The 16,304-nt window shown below is 47.5% G+C and carries 14 protein-coding genes, 3 tRNA genes and 2 pseudogenes; 11 read left to right on the top strand and 8 right to left on the bottom strand.

Features of this window, described 5'->3' with window-relative positions:
* Positions 1 to 39 precede the first annotated feature (39 nt).
* Entirely contained in the window at positions 40 to 735 is a 696-nt protein-coding gene (locus ABLU86_RS03350) for a phosphohydrolase (RefSeq protein ID WP_348796026.1), read from the bottom strand.
* Positions 736 to 778: 43 nt separating this feature from the next.
* Positions 779 to 1,060: a cell division protein DrpB gene (gene drpB / locus ABLU86_RS03345; RefSeq protein ID WP_015705988.1), complete on the bottom strand. Its 282-nt coding sequence runs from the start codon at positions 1,058 to 1,060 to the stop codon at positions 779 to 781.
* A 547-nt stretch (positions 1,061 to 1,607) separates the two neighbouring features.
* On the opposite strand from drpB, the gene ompC reads away from it, so the two are divergent.
* The 4 genes from ompC to ABLU86_RS03325 all read left to right on the top strand — a co-directional run bounded on the left by ompC (position 1,608) and on the right by ABLU86_RS03325 (position 7,057).
* Entirely contained in the window at positions 1,608 to 2,750 is a 1,143-nt protein-coding gene (ompC, locus tag ABLU86_RS03340) for a porin OmpC (protein WP_047040773.1), read from the top strand.
* A 974-nt stretch (positions 2,751 to 3,724) separates the two neighbouring features.
* On the top strand, positions 3,725 to 4,081 hold the full coding sequence (locus ABLU86_RS03335) for a GtrA family protein (protein WP_045360548.1): 357 nt from the start codon (positions 3,725 to 3,727) through the stop codon (positions 4,079 to 4,081).
* Complete coding sequence (locus ABLU86_RS03330; RefSeq protein ID WP_045360545.1) at positions 4,081 to 5,022, top strand: glycosyltransferase family 2 protein; 942 nt, start codon at positions 4,081 to 4,083, stop codon at positions 5,020 to 5,022. The genes ABLU86_RS03335 and ABLU86_RS03330 overlap by 1 nt, the downstream gene beginning before the upstream one ends.
* Before the next feature lie 124 nt (positions 5,023 to 5,146).
* Entirely contained in the window at positions 5,147 to 7,057 is a 1,911-nt protein-coding gene (locus tag ABLU86_RS03325) for a hypothetical protein (protein WP_047040766.1), read from the top strand.
* Between the two features lie 166 nt (positions 7,058 to 7,223).
* Here ABLU86_RS03325 and tnpA read toward each other — a convergent pair.
* Positions 7,224 to 7,657 (bottom strand): annotated as a pseudogene (gene tnpA / locus ABLU86_RS03320) (IS200/IS605 family transposase).
* A 21-nt stretch (positions 7,658 to 7,678) separates the two neighbouring features.
* On the opposite strand from tnpA, the pseudogene ABLU86_RS03315 reads away from it, so the two are divergent.
* A pseudogene (locus ABLU86_RS03315) lies at positions 7,679 to 7,852 on the top strand (integrase); the annotation flags it as partial.
* Between the two features lie 84 nt (positions 7,853 to 7,936).
* Here ABLU86_RS03315 and ABLU86_RS03310 read toward each other — a convergent pair.
* A tRNA-Ser gene (locus ABLU86_RS03310) sits at positions 7,937 to 8,026 on the bottom strand.
* Between the two features lie 90 nt (positions 8,027 to 8,116).
* On the opposite strand from ABLU86_RS03310, the gene mtfA reads away from it, so the two are divergent.
* Together mtfA and ABLU86_RS03300 are read left to right on the top strand one after the other, a co-directional pair.
* The gene (gene mtfA / locus ABLU86_RS03305) at positions 8,117 to 8,917 is read left to right on the top strand and encodes a DgsA anti-repressor MtfA (RefSeq protein ID WP_162184106.1); all 801 of its coding nucleotides are present in this window, start codon (positions 8,117 to 8,119) and stop codon (positions 8,915 to 8,917) included.
* A 100-nt stretch (positions 8,918 to 9,017) separates the two neighbouring features.
* Positions 9,018 to 9,093, top strand: a tRNA-Asn gene (locus ABLU86_RS03300).
* A 54-nt stretch (positions 9,094 to 9,147) separates the two neighbouring features.
* Here ABLU86_RS03300 and ldtA read toward each other — a convergent pair.
* The 3 genes from ldtA to nac all read right to left on the bottom strand — a co-directional run bounded on the left by ldtA (position 9,148) and on the right by nac (position 12,140).
* Complete coding sequence (gene ldtA / locus ABLU86_RS03295) at positions 9,148 to 10,089, bottom strand: L,D-transpeptidase (RefSeq protein WP_015365885.1); 942 nt, start codon at positions 10,087 to 10,089, stop codon at positions 9,148 to 9,150.
* A 76-nt stretch (positions 10,090 to 10,165) separates the two neighbouring features.
* Positions 10,166 to 11,116 carry an HTH-type transcriptional regulator Cbl gene (cbl, locus tag ABLU86_RS03290; protein ID WP_015705998.1) on the bottom strand — a complete coding sequence of 317 codons (951 nt, stop codon included), beginning with the start codon at positions 11,114 to 11,116 and terminating at the stop codon, positions 10,166 to 10,168.
* A 106-nt stretch (positions 11,117 to 11,222) separates the two neighbouring features.
* Positions 11,223 to 12,140 (bottom strand): nitrogen assimilation transcriptional regulator NAC, encoded by a 918-nt coding sequence (nac, locus tag ABLU86_RS03285; RefSeq protein WP_015365883.1) that lies wholly within the window; start codon positions 12,138 to 12,140, stop codon positions 11,223 to 11,225.
* A gap of 314 nt (positions 12,141 to 12,454) precedes the next feature.
* Between nac and ABLU86_RS03280 the strand changes: the two genes are divergently transcribed.
* The 3 genes from ABLU86_RS03280 to ABLU86_RS03270 all read left to right on the top strand — a co-directional run bounded on the left by ABLU86_RS03280 (position 12,455) and on the right by ABLU86_RS03270 (position 14,363).
* Positions 12,455 to 12,530: transfer RNA gene (locus ABLU86_RS03280), tRNA-Asn, on the top strand.
* 119 nt (positions 12,531 to 12,649) lie between these two features.
* Positions 12,650 to 13,363: a 4'-phosphopantetheinyl transferase superfamily protein gene (locus ABLU86_RS03275; RefSeq protein ID WP_045360533.1), complete on the top strand. Its 714-nt coding sequence runs from the start codon at positions 12,650 to 12,652 to the stop codon at positions 13,361 to 13,363.
* 67 nt (positions 13,364 to 13,430) lie between these two features.
* The gene (locus ABLU86_RS03270; protein ID WP_020078391.1) at positions 13,431 to 14,363 is read left to right on the top strand and encodes a nucleoside recognition domain-containing protein; all 933 of its coding nucleotides are present in this window, start codon (positions 13,431 to 13,433) and stop codon (positions 14,361 to 14,363) included.
* On the opposite strand, the gene ABLU86_RS03265 is transcribed toward ABLU86_RS03270, so the two are convergent.
* Positions 14,274 to 15,842: an alpha/beta hydrolase gene (locus ABLU86_RS03265; RefSeq protein ID WP_348796025.1), complete on the bottom strand. Its 1,569-nt coding sequence runs from the start codon at positions 15,840 to 15,842 to the stop codon at positions 14,274 to 14,276. The two genes, ABLU86_RS03270 and ABLU86_RS03265, sit on opposite strands and share 90 nt — an antisense overlap.
* A 157-nt stretch (positions 15,843 to 15,999) precedes the next feature.
* Between ABLU86_RS03265 and ABLU86_RS03260 the strand changes: the two genes are divergently transcribed.
* On the top strand, positions 16,000 to 16,239 hold the full coding sequence (locus tag ABLU86_RS03260; RefSeq protein ID WP_072032858.1) for a histidine kinase: 240 nt from the start codon (positions 16,000 to 16,002) through the stop codon (positions 16,237 to 16,239).
* Positions 16,240 to 16,304 lie beyond the last annotated feature (65 nt).

The following is a 16,304-nucleotide window of genomic DNA, read 5'->3' as shown; positions in this document are numbered from 1 at the left end:
CAATTTTTGCAGAGAGTACCACAAATAGTCGCAACGGATTTAAACCGCAGGCGCAAAGCGGCGCAAAACCGCTTCATCCAACGACAACGGGTCGCCACGCAGTTCGGCGCTCAGCTTCGCCATAAATTGCACCAGAAATTGAGCGTTATGCGACGCCAAAGCTCTTCCCTGCTCCGTTTGCATGGTCTCAGGCAGACGGAGCAATTTGCTCTGGAAATGGTCGAGAGCATATTTCTTGTCATCAAGATCGCGCTGGTCAGCAAAGGGGTCGTTAGCATCAAACAAAATCGTGTTTAGCGCGCCGGAAACAGCAAAGACACGCGCCAGGCCAATTGCGCCTAAAGCTTCCAGACGATCTGCATCCTGGACAATTTTTGCCTCTACGCTTTGCGGCAGTATAGCCGCACTAAAGCTATGCGCTTCAATGGCATGCATAACAGCAGGATAACGGTCGACTGGAAAGTCGGGGAAAGCGCTTTGCAGGATAGACCGCGTTTTCTGCGCCGCCATCCGTGAAGAGTGATGACGTTGAGGATGGTTTTTAGCCAGGCTGACAATATCGTGAAAGTAGCAGGCCGTCAGGATAACCAACTCGTCAGCGCCGCTCTCGCCGACCAGTTGCTGCGCGGTACTCCAGACGCGGCGAAAGTGCGAAATGTCATGAGCCGCATCTTCTTGTGCATGATGCGTATTTAACCAGTTTTCAAATCGTTGTTGCCATTCAGCTAATAACATGAGCGTTTCCTGATGCCTGGGACTAGCCACGAGCATAGCAACTTTAATCGCGTTGTTCATGTACCTGAATAGGGGGACGCGTGTACCAGGCTATCGCCCCAAGGATTAACCCCACTGCCCCCAGCACCAAAAAACCCAGCAGCGCGCCAATCCATTTGCCCGCCGTTGATCCCCATTCACCATCAATGCTGGCGCCGGGAACGCTTTGAATCCGCCCCACTATCCACCAGTACCGTACCATCGCCCACACAAAGTAAGCGCAAAAAGCGTAAAAAGCCCATAACGCCAGCTTTCCAACGGGCCCTCGTTTCGCTTTCGTGTCCATTAAATCCTTCTCCATACATCAACCACAACGCATCATCGTCAACCACACATTTGTGACGCAAATCACATTATACAATTATCATGCTTATCTGGAAGCATGAGTGTAGTACTGAGCGCTTTTGGTCATCCGTGAACGCAGGAGCGGTACTCCCCTATATATTACGGCTGTGTTCATGCTTTTAAATAAGACGATTTGCTGAAATTCAGCGATGTTCGTTATCAAACAAAATTATTTCAAAAGATGACTTATTACTTTATAAGCAATGATGTTGTTATGTTATTTACAATACACATATCATTATTATCAAAAATTAAAAACACTTTAATATCAACAGGAAAAATAAAACACCAATAACCCCCAGAAATATTCATTACCCTAAGAATAGAAAATACATATATTGAATATAAAATAAATATTTTGAAATATTTTAATATACTTTTATTACATTTTTTATTTAATTAAAAATGAACTTAAGCGGCTAGTATCAATTTGTCATTCCACAGGGAATTAGACAATTCATATTAATTATGATTAAAGGGAATACATAATGAAAAGAAAAGTATTGGCTATTATGCTGCCAGCGTTATTAGCAGCAGGCGCGGCGCACTCTGCGGAAATTTATAATAAAAACGGCAATAAACTGGACCTCTACGGAAAAGTTGACGGCCTGCACTATTTCACTGACGATGCTTCTGAAGATGGCGACCAAACCTACGTGCGTTTCGGCCTGAAAGGCGAAACACAGATCAACGATCAGCTGACCGGCTACGGCCAGTGGGAATACAATATTCAGGCTAACACCACTGAAGGTGAAGGCGCTAACTCCTGGACCCGTCTGGGTTTCGCGGGTCTGAAATTTGCTGATTACGGTTCACTGGACTACGGCCGCAACTACGGCGTTATTTATGATGTTGAAGCCTGGACCGATGTGCTGCCGGAATTCGGCGGCGATACCTACACCCAAACTGACGTCTTCATGCTCGGCCGTACCAACGGCGTGGCGACCTACCGCAACAGCGATTTCTTCGGCCTAGTAGATGGTCTGAACTTTGCCCTGCAGTATCAGGGTAATAACGAAAACGCGGGTTCTGGCGAAGGCACCAATAACGGTGGCGATCGTGAACTGGCGCGTGAAAATGGCGACGGTTTCGGTATCTCTACTTCCTACGATTTTGGCATGGGCATCAGCTTCGGCGCAGCATATGCTTCTTCCGATCGTACCAATAATCAGGTGGCCGCATCCGCAGACAGCGCATACGCCGGCGGCGATAAAGCCGATGCCTGGACCGTGGGCGCGAAATACGATGCTAACAACATCTACCTGGCAGCGATGTACGCGGAAACCCGCAACATGACCTCCTTCGGTAAATCCACCAGCTATCTCGGCGGCGGTATTGCCAACAAGACGCAGAACTTCGAAGTCGTTGCCCAGTATCAGTTCGATGATTACGGTTTACCGCTGCGCCCATCCGTTGCATATCTGCAGTCTAAAGGTAAAGACCTGTACAACAGCGGCGACAAAGACCTGGTTAAATACGTTGATGTGGGTATGACTTACTACTTCAACAAAAACATGTCTACCTATGTTGATTACAAAATCAACCTGCTGGACGAAGATGACTACTTCTACCGCGCAAACGGCATCGCCACCGATGACGTTGTCGCGCTGGGTCTGGTCTACCAGTTCTAAGATCCCCTCATGACCAAAGCCTGCCACGCGCAGGCTTTTTTTATTTTAACGGTCAGCCAATACTGCCTCGCGCGACGTCGGCATCAATTCACTGAATTCATTTAAATTTCGCCAGGGAAGTGGCTCAATAGCACTTCAGCAGCGGAAGGGATACTTGCTAGCGCACGAAAGCGGAAACGCTGAAATTTAGTCCTGGTCTGAGTCAGAAAATGAGAAGATTCTTTGGCGCCCTTGTCTGCTTCAGCGCTATGCTTTTTTGTAAAGGGATTGTCTCAGCGGGATATGCATCACTAAAAAGGATAAGCGTAAGTCATTGAATAGTGGCGGAGTGAGGGGGATTTGAACCCCCGGTAGAGTTGCCCCTACTCCGGTTTTCGAGACCGATTCTAACAATATAAAAATCAATCATTTAGATTTCGATGTTGGTATATAACATTAATTTCACATCCAGCAATTTCATGTAGTTACGAACATCCTTCCATTTAATATACCAATACATCTTTCCTGTACGTTACCTTACCACTTAAAAAATTTGTTCACCCGGTAACTTTTGCATACAGTTACCGGGTGAGTTCCCCCATATCAGCTATAAACGTCCTTACATCATCCTTAGGATAGTTACATGATCATATGTTATGAGTCATGGTAACGGCCAGTACATAGAAATGACCGATAGTCATATTTCGAGAAGAGTTGCCCTACAATATGACTGGAATGGATAAGTAGTGATTTCAAACTAATCAAAGACACGGCCACATTTCATCAGTTAGTGGACTTCATATTCATGAGCCATCTATAGCTTCCTTTAAGTTGCAATACACACGCAAAAACGGCAAAATCAATCCCCTCATTACTGTATGGGAGTTAAAATTTGTTCAACTTCGCCATTTGGTTGCGATAGCCAAGGGCGGTAGCGTGGCTAAATTATAATTTAATATGTATTGTTTCTATATTAATATAAGCTGAGAAAATGAATGTTAAAAATATTCTCAAAATACGTTTCGATAGGTATCGTTAACACATTAATCCACTGGACGATCTTTGCCATTCTCATATCACAAGGAATTTCTCAAGCAATATCCAATTTAGTCGCTTTTTTAGTTGCAGTATCATTTTCATTTGTAGCCAATGCCAAATGGACATTCAAAAGTAATGCTACCGGAATAAAGTATATACTCTATGTTTCTTTTTTAGGAGCAGTCGCGATAATTTCAGGTATGATTGCTGACAAATTAAAATCCCCTCCAATAGTCACAATAATCTCATTCTCATTTTTAAGTCTTGTTATAGGCTTTATTTATTCTAAGTTTTTTATATTTAGGAAATGGTAATGAAAATCTCTCTTATTGTTCCAGTTTTCAATGAAGAAGAAGCAATACCTATTTTTTATTCTTCTGTAAGAGAATTCGCTCAATTCAAGCAGCATGAAGTAGAAATAGTTTTCATAAATGATGGAAGCACTGATAATACAGAATTTTTACTTAAAGATCTTGAGGCTAAGGATAGCAATGTTAAAAACATATGCTTTATTAGAAATTTTGGTAAGGAATCTGCATTATTTGCCGGACTAGAATTTGCTTCTGGAGATGCCATTATTCCGATAGATGTAGATTTACAGGATCCCATCAACATCATACCGGAAATGATTGAAAAATGGCTCAATGGCGCCGATGTCGTCCTAGCCAAACGCATAGATAGATCCTCCGACGGGAGATTGAAACGTAAAACAGCCGAATGGTTTTATAAACTACATAATATTATTAGCTCACCTAAAATAGAAGAAAATGTCGGAGACTTTAGATTAATGTCTCGGGAAATAGTTGAAAATATCAAAAAACTTCCCGAAAAAAATCTATTTATGAAGGGGGTCCTTTCATGGGTAGGAGGAAAAACAGAAATCGTTGAATATGTGCGCGCCGAACGTGTTATCGGCCAAACAAAATTCAATGGTTGGAAATTATGGAACCTTGCTCTTGAGGGAATAACTTCTTTTTCAACGTTTCCGTTGCGTATGTGGACTTATATCGGAGCATTTGTTGCCGGAATGGCATTCATCTACGGCGTTTATATGATATTAAACACATTAATTTTCGGAAATGAAGTTCATGGATACCCATCTATTTTAGTATCAATTTTATTTTTAGGTGGGGTTCAGTTAATTGGAATAGGTATTCTTGGCGAGTATATTGGAAGAATATACATTGAAGCCAAAAAAAGACCAAGATATATTTTAAAGCAATATCCTCATTCACAAAAAAAACATAACGAATAATTTATTACGTATTGTCCATATCATTTACAAGCAACAATCTCGGCAGGATTAAACTTTATAATCCTATTCAAATAATGCTTATGGTACCAGCGACCGTGCATTCAGGGACTAAGGAATTGATTTCATGTATTTTCCATCCGTAGGTGCTTTTACAGCACTATCCATATTACTGAGTATATTTTTTTGGATTATAGGCCTCCCGCTATCCTCATTGTTAAGTAAGCGCTCAAATCATTTCTTCGCTCTGCCAGTAGGATTCGCTCTTTTTTCCTGCGTAGGTATATTGTTTAGCTTGATTTTTAATGTGGGTGTAACACAATCCATCGCGATCGCAGTCACATGCCCTATTATTTCGTTCCTATTCGGTGTAAGAAAGTTTGAGTTTGCTCTTATCAGAATAAACTTTAGGAAAATAGTTATATTAACTTTATGCATAATACTTTCATTTGTAGTTTCTTCTACGGTCTATCTGAAAATGAATGGCAATGACTTTTTATATTCAGCACCTATTTTTGACCATATGAAGATTGCTATAATAAATTCAATAAAAAGGGATGGATTGCCAATCAAAAACCCATTCATGTTAACCTCTCCGAACAACGAAGAAATTCATTACTATTATCTTTGGTTCCTTTCTGCTGCGAACATATCTCTACTCACAAACATTTCTGGCTGGGCAGCTGATATTGTTTTGACTTTTATAACTGCTTTAACTTCCTTATTCGTAGTATGTGGTCTTATCAAAGAAAATAGCTCAGGGAAATTAAGCACTTATCTCATTGGCATCTTTTCACTTTTTGGTTCTCAAATTGTCACATATGTAGACAGGATTACACAAGGCCAAATTTTTGAATATATTTCACGCGAACACTCTGTTGAGTCGTGGTTAATTCAAGCTAGTTGGGTTCCACAACATTTGATGGCAGCTTCTGTAGTAATTACGAGTTGTTATTTCATTTTTTCGATTAACAAAAATAGTAGATGGATTAGTTCACTTGTTATATCAATTCTAATTTCTACTGGCGTTGGTTCATCAACTTGGGTTGGCGGTGTTACTTTTGCAGTTATTTCCTTTTTTTTATTCATATTCAATTTAATTACAAACAAATCAGAATGGAAGTTTACTTTATCAAAATGGGCCTTTATCGCAAGCATGGCTATAATCATATCCTTGCCCTTGCTTATAAATCAGATTTCCGCAGCAAAACCAACTGGTGTATTCCCCATTGGTCTCCATTCTTATAATGCGTCGCCATCTGGAAATTTGCTCTCAAACATTTTGACATTCCTGACCCTATTTATACCTCTTTATTTACCAATGGTTGCGCTCGGCCTCATTCTTACATGTATCCCAAAGAAGTCATCCAATGGTAGTCAAATATTTATATTATTTATCATTGCTATATGCTCAATCCTTACATCTATGTTATTGAAAAGTCAGATTGCTAATAACGACTTGGGATGGAGAGCAATTCTTCCCGCTGTTCTTGTTTCGTCTTCACTAATAGCAATATCAATTGAAAAATTGAAAAGGGAAGCTATCACATGCATAAGCCTCATTGTTGTAGCCATTAGTTTACCATCCGCAATAGATTTTTCTAAAAATTTATTGCAAGGTGATTTCCGCAATGACAATGTTGAGATTATTTCAAGCTTATTGGATATAACTAATAATACAGAGCCTACTGATCGAATACTGATAAACCCTAGAAAATTTGAAGGACGTGAGGTTTTTGATGGGAACGTTCTTCCATCCATAATAATAGATAGGAATAGTTGCTTTACGAATCTGTCTTATGCATATGCTTTTTCTAACCAGTGGGGTGAGTCCATTGGTTATTACTGGAATGCATTAAAAGAATTTTATGCCGGCCATGCCTCGAATGAAGATCTAACAAAGATGAAAAAGCTGAAATGCACTAAGTTAGTCGTTTTGCCTGGAGACGGCATTTGGGATAAATTCCCTTATAATCACTCAGAATGGGTGCTAACCATTGACAAAAAAGATTATAAGATATATACGCAAAGACAATGATATATACTCTGCTGAAAAGCAATATATTACATTATTAATCTGGTTATATATGTCCCAGATTTAAAGGGGTTCACTCCCTTTTAAATCTGATAGTAAAAGACCACCTTCTTAGAAGGTGGCTTTTGAGAATGCCCGCAGTAAGGGGGCGATTGTCACTTTCCACTTTCTACTCTAACAATTCCATCTGCTGTTCATGCGTTTGTTCCGTTTTCTCCTGATGCCTCACATATCGTCTGATAATTTCTTCATTTCCCCTACCGTATCGACAAAGTAGCCACGTGACCAAAAGTGGTTGCCCCATAGCTTCTTTCGGATATGTGGAAAACGATTGTAGAGCCTGATAGCACTGCGGCCTTTCAGATGCCCCATCAGAGTTGATATCGAGATTTTAGGTGGGACAATTACAACAAGATGTACATTGTCTGGCTGTATATTTAGCTCCAAAACCTCACAATTTTTTATTCCGCAGAGAATGTAGATTGTCCTGTAAAGCTCCTTACCCAACTTATCTTTCAGGATCCTGAAGCGATACTTTGGCATCCAGACTATGTGATATTTACAACGCAAATATACATGTGATGAACTCCTGCAAAGCCCCAGTTAGGGGGTAAACTCAAAGTAACCTTTCACGATTTGAAGGCAAAAGGCATTTCAGACTACGAAGGTTCGAGCAGAGATAAGCAACTTTTCTCCGGTCATAAGACAGAGAGTCAGGTGCTGGTTTACGATCGAAAATTGACCGTTTCGCCTACACTGGATCTACCGATTATCGAGGATTCGGAAGATGATGATTGATAAAAATATACCAACGGAATATACCAACACTATACCAAGTGTGATGGATGTCGTTGAAGGGAATTGGCGTAAGTGATTGAATAGTGGCGGAGAGAGGGGGATTTGAACCCCCGGTAGAGTTGCCCCTACTCCGGTTTTCGAGACCGGTCCGTTCAGCCGCTCCGGCATCTCTCCGCTGTTGAGGTTGCTATAATGCCAGGTTCTTTGGCATTTTAATAGCTCCAGTCCCTTAAATTGAGTTCAAGTGACGACTTTGCGAGCGATATGATGTTTAAATGGCCGTGGAAAGCAGAAGAACAGACAGGCAATGGCGAAATCTCGTGGGAACAAGCGGTTGCCATTCCGGTTTTAGCAAACCTCACTCATCAGGAACAGCAACAGCTGTGTCAAATGGCAGCACGTTTTTTACAGCAAAAACGTCTGGTGCCGTTACAGGGATTTGAGTTAACCCCATTACATAGCGCGCGTATCGCCCTACTCTTTTGTCTGCCGGTGCTGGAGCTTGGCCTTGAGTGGTTAGATGGCTTCCATGAAGTCCTGATCTACCCAGCGCCCTTCGTCGTCGATGACGAATGGGAAGATGACATCGGCCTGGTGCATAATCAACGCGTTGTGCAATCCGGGCAAAGCTGGCAGCAGGGTCCCATTATCCTTAACTGGTTAGATATTCAGGACTCTTTCGATGCTTCAGGTTTTAACCTGGTGGTGCACGAGGTCGCGCACAAACTGGATTCACGTAACGGCGATCGCGCCAGCGGCGTCCCTTTTATTCCCTTGCGTGAAGTCGCTGGTTGGGAACACGACCTGCATGCAGCGATGAACAACATTCAGGATGAAATCGATCTGGTCGGCGAAAGCGCCGCCAGCATTGATGCCTATGCGGCAACCGATCCGGCTGAGTGCTTTGCGGTGCTCTCAGAATATTTCTTTAGCGCACCGGAGCTATTCGCTCCTCGCTTCCCGGCGCTATGGCAGCGATTCTGCCAGTTCTATCGTCAGGATCCGCTACAGCGTTTACGGGAAAACGATCTACTGGATGAAGACGACGCGCGCGTTGTTCATTAAAAGCCCGCTTTGAACTAAATATCGCCAATTGAATCAGCTGGTTAAATTTAGTGTTGACACTAAAATGCGAGGCCATTACTATGCGCCTCGTTCACACGATTCCTCTGTAGTTCAGTCGGTAGAACGGCGGACTGTTAATCCGTATGTCACTGGTTCGAGTCCAGTCAGAGGAGCCAAATTTTAAAAGCCTGCTTTCGAGCAGGCTTTTTGCTTTTTAACATCCACGCCAGTTAAAAACTGCTTTCCACCGCTGAACGACTAATATTCACCGGCATTCCGGAGCGCCTCTGTAACGCTGAATCCGCGCGCCCGACATTCACGCCCGCGCCCTGAACAAACTCACGGATTGCCGGGGTATATGGCAGCGGTACTTTACGGTCTGACTGAAATTCAGCGCGATTACGCGATAACGGTTCATGCACTTCCAGCCAGCGGCTACCGTCCGGTTCAGTCGTGTATTTTACCGGCTGATCGATAATCTGTACTCGCGTACCAACGGGCACATTATCGAACAGGTATTTGATGTCATCGTTGCGCAGGCGAATACAGCCCTGGCTCACCCGCAGGCCAATGCCAAAATTGGCATTCGTTCCATGAATGGCATACAACCTGCCAATATAGATAGCATACAGCCCCATCGGATTATCTGGCCCGGCGGGCACCATCGCCGGCAGGGTTTTACCTTCTTTGGCATACTCGCGACGGGTATTCGCCGTCGGCACCCAGGTAGGCCCTTCTTGCTTACGTTCCACCGCCGTCACCCAATTACGCGGCGTCTCGCGCCCCGCCTGACCGATACCGATCGGTAACACCTCGACGGTAGTGCCCTCAGGCGGATAATAATAAAGCCGCATCTCGGCGACGTTTATCACGATACCGCTACGTACAGTAGCAGGCAGGATCAATTGCTGTGGGATAATCAACGAGCTTCCCGATTTGGGCAGATAGACATCGACGCCGGGGTTAGCCTCCAGCATATTGCTCAGCCCCTGCCCGTACTGCGCGGCAAAGGTTTCCAGCGGCTGGGTATTACGCTCGGGCACGTTAATTTTCATCGGGCTGCCAACCAGACGACTCCCTTCCGGCGGCAACGGATAACTTACCGCCAATGCGCTGTGGCTGGCCAACATCATCACCAGAGAGCAAAGCAACTTCATACGCCGCACCATCATTTTCCCTTCCTCAGTCGCGACTCACGTGAATGAATTATAGCTGCTTTGTCGCCTCCCGCTTGCCCGCTGGCCGTACTCAGATTTGATAATCGATCGCCACTTCCTCCGGCTCCATCGCCTGGCGCTTAATCTCATCCAGCGATAGTCCAGCATTGCACAGTTCAATGAAACGCCAGACGTAGTTACGTTGTAACTGACCGCGTTTGAGCCCCAACCAAACGGTATTGGCATCAAAGAGATGGCGTGTTTCCAGCCGGGTAAAGGTATCCGCTTCGCGAGCATCGCCGGATTGCTCCGCCACCAGCCCCACGCCCAAGCCCAGCTCCACGTAAGTTTTGATCACATCCGAATCCTGGGCGCTGAGGACGATATCCGGCATCAGCCCTTTACGGGTGAAAGCTTCATCAATACGCGAGCGCCCGGTGATCCCCTGACGGTAGGTAATTAACGGCCAGCGCGCAATAGCCTCGAGCGTGAGCGGCGTAACCTCAATCAGTGGATGATCTTTTGGCACTAACAGACTGTGGTGCCAGCGAAACCAGGGGAATGCCACCAGCGTCGGGTCGTTACTTAAGCGCTCGCTGGCGATACCAATATCCGCCCCGCCGTTGTGCAACAACGCCTCGATTTCCTGCGGCGTCCCTTGCACCAGTTCCAACCGTACCTCGGGGAAAAGTTCGCGAAAAGCTTTAATTACCGGCGGTAGGCTATAACGCGCCTGAGTATGCGTGGTGGCAATAGTTAATACGCCTGAAGCGTCATTGGTAAAAAGATCGGCCAGCCGGCGAACATTGCTGGCCTCGTTGAGGATCCTTTCGGCAATGGAAAGCAGCGCTTTACCGGGTTCGGTCATCCCCAGAAGACGCTTACCGCGGCGGATAAAGATTTCTATCCCCAGCTCTTCTTCCAGCTCACGTATATGGCGGCTGACGCCAGATTGCGAGGTGTACAGCATATTAGCGACTTCCGTCAGGTTGTAATCCCGACGGGCCGCCTCGCGAATAATTTTTAGTTGCTGGAAATTCACCCTTTCCCCCAGGTCTTCAGACATAACATGATGTCTATTGTTAAAGTCTGTTTACCCGGCAAACAAATAATAAAAACCAGCAACTTATTCCTTAAAAGAATATAACCTAACTGACCAGCTGTAATTCACGATTCTCCAACGAAGGACGGCTGACCAGCGACAGCAGGATATCTTTGACCGCCTGGGCCTGAGGAGATAAGCCGCCGCGCGCCGAGGTATTCAGTGAGAGCGACAGGCTCATCGACGGCGTGCTGATGCGGGCCATCCAGCCATTTGCCGTAGCACACAGCGAGCGCGCCGCCGATTCCGGCAGTACGGTAACGCCCATTCCACTGGCGATAGCGGCAGTTAATGTAGTGATGGATTCGATCTCGCCGATCACTTTTGCCGACAGGCGGCGTAAGGTAAAGGCTTCCGTCACCCTGGCGCAGACAGCGCTATAGTCGCGTGGTAAAAACAGGCTCATCTCCGCCACCGCCGAGAGATCAACGCTTTGTCCCGGACAGTTTTGCGTGCCGACCAGATACAGATCCTCTTTCAGCAACGGCTGGCTGACCACTCCCGCTACCGGCGAACGTTCGTATAACACCGCCATATCCAGTTGGCCGCCAAGCAGCTTGTCATTTAAAACGCTACCGCTACATTCCTGCAGATAGACGTTGACCTCGGGAAGTTCATTACGCACGGTTTGCAGCAACGGCATGGTGATCGCCGAAGCCGCCGTTCCCGGCGCAAGGCCAATCGCCACCTGCCCGCTCAGCGTCTGGCCCACATTATGTACCGCCAGATGCGCCTGTTCACACTGACGCAAAATGGTTCGCGCGTGGGTATAGAGAATTTTCCCCGCTTCGGTTGGCGTAACGCCTCGTTTGGTGCGGATCAGCAGTTTCTGCTCCAGTTCACCTTCCAGGGTCGCTACCTGCTGACTCAGCGCCGGTTGTGCGATATGCAAGACTTCAGCGGCCTGGGTCAGACTGCCGATATCGACGATTTTCACAAAATACTTCAGTCGTCTTAAGTTCATTTTGCCTCCTGTAAGGGAATGCCACTACTGGCCATTAAGTTACAAGGATTTTGCAAGATGCTTGCCAGGTTTTACGTAGCCGCTCACCGCCCTGCTGGCGCGGTAAAATAAGGGTTAGTGATAATACTGCTGGCTTCCATGAGCGCATGATATGCCCCATTAGGGGTATAAATGCACCATATCGGTGCATTCCCGCCGGGGTTTACCCTAAAAGGCTTTTGATTGTTGAAATTGTCAGCAGTCGAACGCTTTATGGCGATTCAGCCTTTGACAACACCCTAAGTCATCGATAATATGCGCCCCGTTCACACGATTCCTCTGTAGTTCAGTCGGTAGAACGGCGGACTGTTAATCCGTATGTCACTGGTTCGAGTCCAGTCAGAGGAGCCAAATTTAGAAAAGCCTGCTTTCGAGCAGGCTTTTTGCTTTTATTTGCTTTATACACCTTCTGCTTTGATTATCACTTGCGTTAAGGTAGCGTCATCGTTCGTTTCACCAGATGATCCTGCATGTTTATCGTTACCGACACCTTCCGCGATTTACCTTTTATTCAGTATGCCGAGTGCGGCTATCTTCGCGCTGACCCGGCGTTAAAATTTTGTCGGGTACGTTTCGCCAGGACACAATTACAGGACGCACTTTTCAACCAATACGCCGTCCCGTTCCCTTCTGCTCTTGCGGGCGCCGTCGTAAAACGTAAAGCCGAATATCTGGCCGGGCGCTACTGTGCGCACTATTTACTGCGACAAGCCGGCTGCTTAGAGCCGGTGTTAAGCGCCGCCGATCGCGCGCCAGTTTGGCCGGCAGGCTGGCGAGGAAGCGTCTCGCATAGCGAAGATATCGCCATCGCGGTGGTTGCCGCAGAGGCCGACGGCCGGTATCCCGGGGTCGATATCGAGCATCTGCAACCGGGGGTCATGCTGGAAAGCGCCGATATGTTTGTCTCGAGAACGGAACAGACGCTGCTTTCCTGTTGTGGGCTGGATATGGAGTGGGCACTGCTGCTGGCTTTCTCAGCCAAAGAGAGCCTGTTCAAAGCGCTATATCCGCGTGTACAGCAGATGTTTGATTTTGATGCCGCCGCCATAGTCGCAGTCGACCCGGCAAAACAGCGTTTCACGTTACGCCTCAATAAAACGCTCAGCGACGCCTTTCCCGCAGGTAGCCCGTTCAGCGGCGAATATCACTTCAGTGAAGGCACCGTTCTTACCTGCCTGTGCTAGCTGTTCATTTCGCCCCTTCGGGATTATGATGGCGCTAACTATTTGACCTGCATACAGTGATAGATAAATGGATGTCATCGGCATCATTATGTCAGCGGGGAAATCCTCCGTCGACGTAGCGCTTTATACCTTATTACCCATTATGGTCGTCATGCTGATCATAATGAAATATCTCGAAGTCCGCGGAATTCTCGACATCATCGTGCGCTGGCTGGCGCCGCTGCTAAAACCCTTTGGGTTGACCGGCATGAGCGCCTTCGCGCTGATTCAGATAAATTTTGTGAGTTTTGCCGCCCCGCTCGCCACGCTGGCGATTATGGATAAACGTGGTGTTTCCGACCGACAAATGGCCGCCACCCTGGCGATGGTGTTCGCCATGGGCCAGGGCAACGTTTTCTACCCCTTAACGCCGTTCGGCCTGCACTGGCTGGCCGCAATCACCATTTCTATTGTCGGTGGACTCTGCGCCGCAGCGGTCTGCTGGTACGCCACCGGGCGTAAGTTATCCATTGTCGAGAGCAGCCGGGCAGAAGTACTCCCGGAAAGCGAACAAAATAATCACGGGCTGATTGCGGTGATCAATAGCGCCGGCGCCGACGCTATCCGCCTGGCGCTTGGCGCCGTGCCGATGCTGATTTTATCTTTGACCATCGTCGGCCTGATGCAGGCGGCTGGCGTCATCGAAATGCTGCAGCGCGTGCTGATGCCGCTGCTGCAATGGCTACATATCCCGGAAAACTTCGTTCTGCCCGCGCTGGTGAAATGTGTGGCGGGCGGTACCGCCTATTTTGGGGTTATCTCCGAGCTGGCGCAGCAGGGAAAAGTGACGCTCAGCCAGATTAACGCCTCCGCGGGGCTGCTCATCCAGACCTTCGACCTACCCGGCATCGGCATTTTCCTTGGCGTCAGCTCAAGATTTGTGCGTCTTTTCCGCTTCGTCGCCCCTGCCGCCCTCATCGGTATTGCGCTGCGGACGGTATTGCACATCCTGGTGTTCTGAGCCCAACGGTAGACGCTGATTAATCCGCTGCAGCAGGTAGGGGAAAAACGGGTTAGAGGTGGCGCGCATTAACGTATCAAGACCGACGCTCAGCGTCGCGGTCTCGCCGCGTAGCGAAATGGTGCCAAGACTAATACCGCTAAGGTTTTTCTCCGTCGGCTCGCGGCCATACAGCGAATCGGTGATGGGGAACGGCACCGCGATATGCGAAAGCGAGTACATATCCTGCGGCCAGGACAAATGCAGCGCCTGGGTTCTCTCGGCGGTTTGCCCCGCCAGCGTCAGGCGCGCGACGGTATCGAGGGTGTGCTGAGTCGCATTCGTCACGATCGTCGTGGAGTACGGACGCGGCGCCGGAGGTAACAAGGTATTCACCGCCGAATAAGTCGCCGGACGAAACAGCGCCCGCAGGTTCGCCGCCTGATTAATATCGAAAATCACCAGTTCGCTGCCGTTGTCCGGCAAATAGCGGTATAACGAATCAACCACTGCCCGAGTACTGACCGTAGAATCAATCACCGACTGAAAGGTTAACACCGGCGCAATAGAAGTTAGCCGCTGGCTCTGCGCCGCCTGGATAATCTGTTTTTGTAAGGCCTGGGTCAGCAGCCACGACTGGCGCGCTGCCTTTACCGGAAATGAATTGTACTTATAAGGGTTAAACTCCGGAATGACGTTTAGCCACGCCGCGCGCGCAAAGGCGGGAAACACCGAAGGCAGGCCAGCCAGCCCGGCGAAACGGGCGAAAGCGGTGACGCCAATCATCGGCGAAAGTAGAATAATCTGCTGCGGCCTGACCAGCGATTTATCGGTCAGTTCATCAAGCGCATACTTCAACGCCAGCGCGCCGCCGTTAGAATATCCCACCAGATGCAGCGGCACATCCCCACCGGCAAGTCGCGTCGCTTCTCGTACCGCCAGGCGAGTTGTCGCCAGCCACTGTTGCCAATCAACGTGGGTTAATGCGCCAGGCGCGGTACCGTGGCCGGGTAAGCGCGGCGCCACCGCGACAAAACCTTGCCGTTGATACTCTTCCGCCAGATAGCGCACGCTGTAGGGAGAGTCGGTTAATCCATGCAGCAACACCACCGCCCCACGCGGTTTGCCGGATGGCAGTAGGATAAAGGAGCGATTCCAGTCTGGCGTAAAGCGTTGTGGATAGACCAGGCTGTCGCGATAAAAGCGGTTTATCGGCGTTTTGTCAGCGGCTGACAGGCGATCGCTCACCTCACGCCGCAAATCGGCAAATATCTCATCTTCCCGTTTGAGATAGCTGGCAAAACTGGCGCGGTCGATTTCATCAGCGGTCATCTCATCGCCAGACCAGGTATGCCAGCGCTGCAACGCGGGGCCGCGCTCCGATTCATAGATTCGTCCGATGAAAAACACCACCACAACAATAGCGGCGGCGACCAGCGCTTTTTTCGCCAGCGAGACTATCCTTAATCCAGATTGATTCAGAAGCTTGTTAAATCGCATCAAAGCCATAGGTGTTATTTGCCTGTCCCGCTGCATCGCCGAGTTAAGATTTAACAACGTCAGCTAAACGTAAATTAAACCATTGGGTAGTTTCAGTTGTCTTTAAAACGATAACACGGCAATTATCATTCTGAGTGTAACAAGCCTGGGTGAAAACATGGAGTGGTGGGTAAAGAAAGTACGGAAAAATTCCTCTACAGCAACGACTTGCGTGGTTCTACAAAGCGGTAAGATCGTGGTGATCGCTGAAATCGAAAGCCGATGCAGACTACAGGAAGGCGATAAGTTAACGCCTGGCCCTAATGCGCTTTATTACATCAACAATAACGGCGCGGCGACATTAAGAGTGATAAGCGCAAGTAATTTTAGCGCCGAACGTTGGGCACAGACAGCCTGATCCTGGGTGGCTAAGCTTTTATTATCAACGAGTTTGAATATTTATCCGGGACAGTAATTTTCCTT

It is taken from the genome of Klebsiella sp. JN_Kp121 (assembly GCF_040062145.1).
In the GTDB taxonomy this organism is placed as follows: Bacteria; Pseudomonadota; Gammaproteobacteria; order Enterobacterales; family Enterobacteriaceae; genus Klebsiella; species Klebsiella aerogenes.
This window is presented reverse-complemented; position numbering and strand designations above follow the sequence as displayed.

Coding starts and splice junctions, on each gene's coding strand:
- ABLU86_RS03350 (WP_348796026.1), bottom strand. CDS start 735: ATGTTATTAGCTGAATGGCAACAACGATTTGAAAACTGGTTAAATACG.
- ABLU86_RS03335 (WP_045360548.1), top strand. CDS start 3,725: ATGTTAAAAATATTCTCAAAATACGTTTCGATAGGTATCGTTAACACA.
- ABLU86_RS03330 (WP_045360545.1), top strand. CDS start 4,081: ATGAAAATCTCTCTTATTGTTCCAGTTTTCAATGAAGAAGAAGCAATA.
- nac (WP_015365883.1), bottom strand. CDS start 12,140: ATGAACTTAAGACGACTGAAGTATTTTGTGAAAATCGTCGATATCGGC.
- ABLU86_RS03275 (WP_045360533.1), top strand. CDS start 12,650: ATGTTTATCGTTACCGACACCTTCCGCGATTTACCTTTTATTCAGTAT.
- ABLU86_RS03260 (WP_072032858.1), top strand. CDS start 16,000: ATGGAGTGGTGGGTAAAGAAAGTACGGAAAAATTCCTCTACAGCAACG.
- ldtA (WP_015365885.1), bottom strand. CDS start 10,089: ATGATGGTGCGGCGTATGAAGTTGCTTTGCTCTCTGGTGATGATGTTG.
- ompC (WP_047040773.1), top strand. CDS start 1,608: ATGAAAAGAAAAGTATTGGCTATTATGCTGCCAGCGTTATTAGCAGCA.
- ABLU86_RS03265 (WP_348796025.1), bottom strand. CDS start 15,842: ATGCGATTTAACAAGCTTCTGAATCAATCTGGATTAAGGATAGTCTCG.
- ABLU86_RS03270 (WP_020078391.1), top strand. CDS start 13,431: ATGGATGTCATCGGCATCATTATGTCAGCGGGGAAATCCTCCGTCGAC.
- ABLU86_RS03325 (WP_047040766.1), top strand. CDS start 5,147: ATGTATTTTCCATCCGTAGGTGCTTTTACAGCACTATCCATATTACTG.
- mtfA (WP_162184106.1), top strand. CDS start 8,117: ATGATGTTTAAATGGCCGTGGAAAGCAGAAGAACAGACAGGCAATGGC.
- drpB (WP_015705988.1), bottom strand. CDS start 1,060: ATGGACACGAAAGCGAAACGAGGGCCCGTTGGAAAGCTGGCGTTATGG.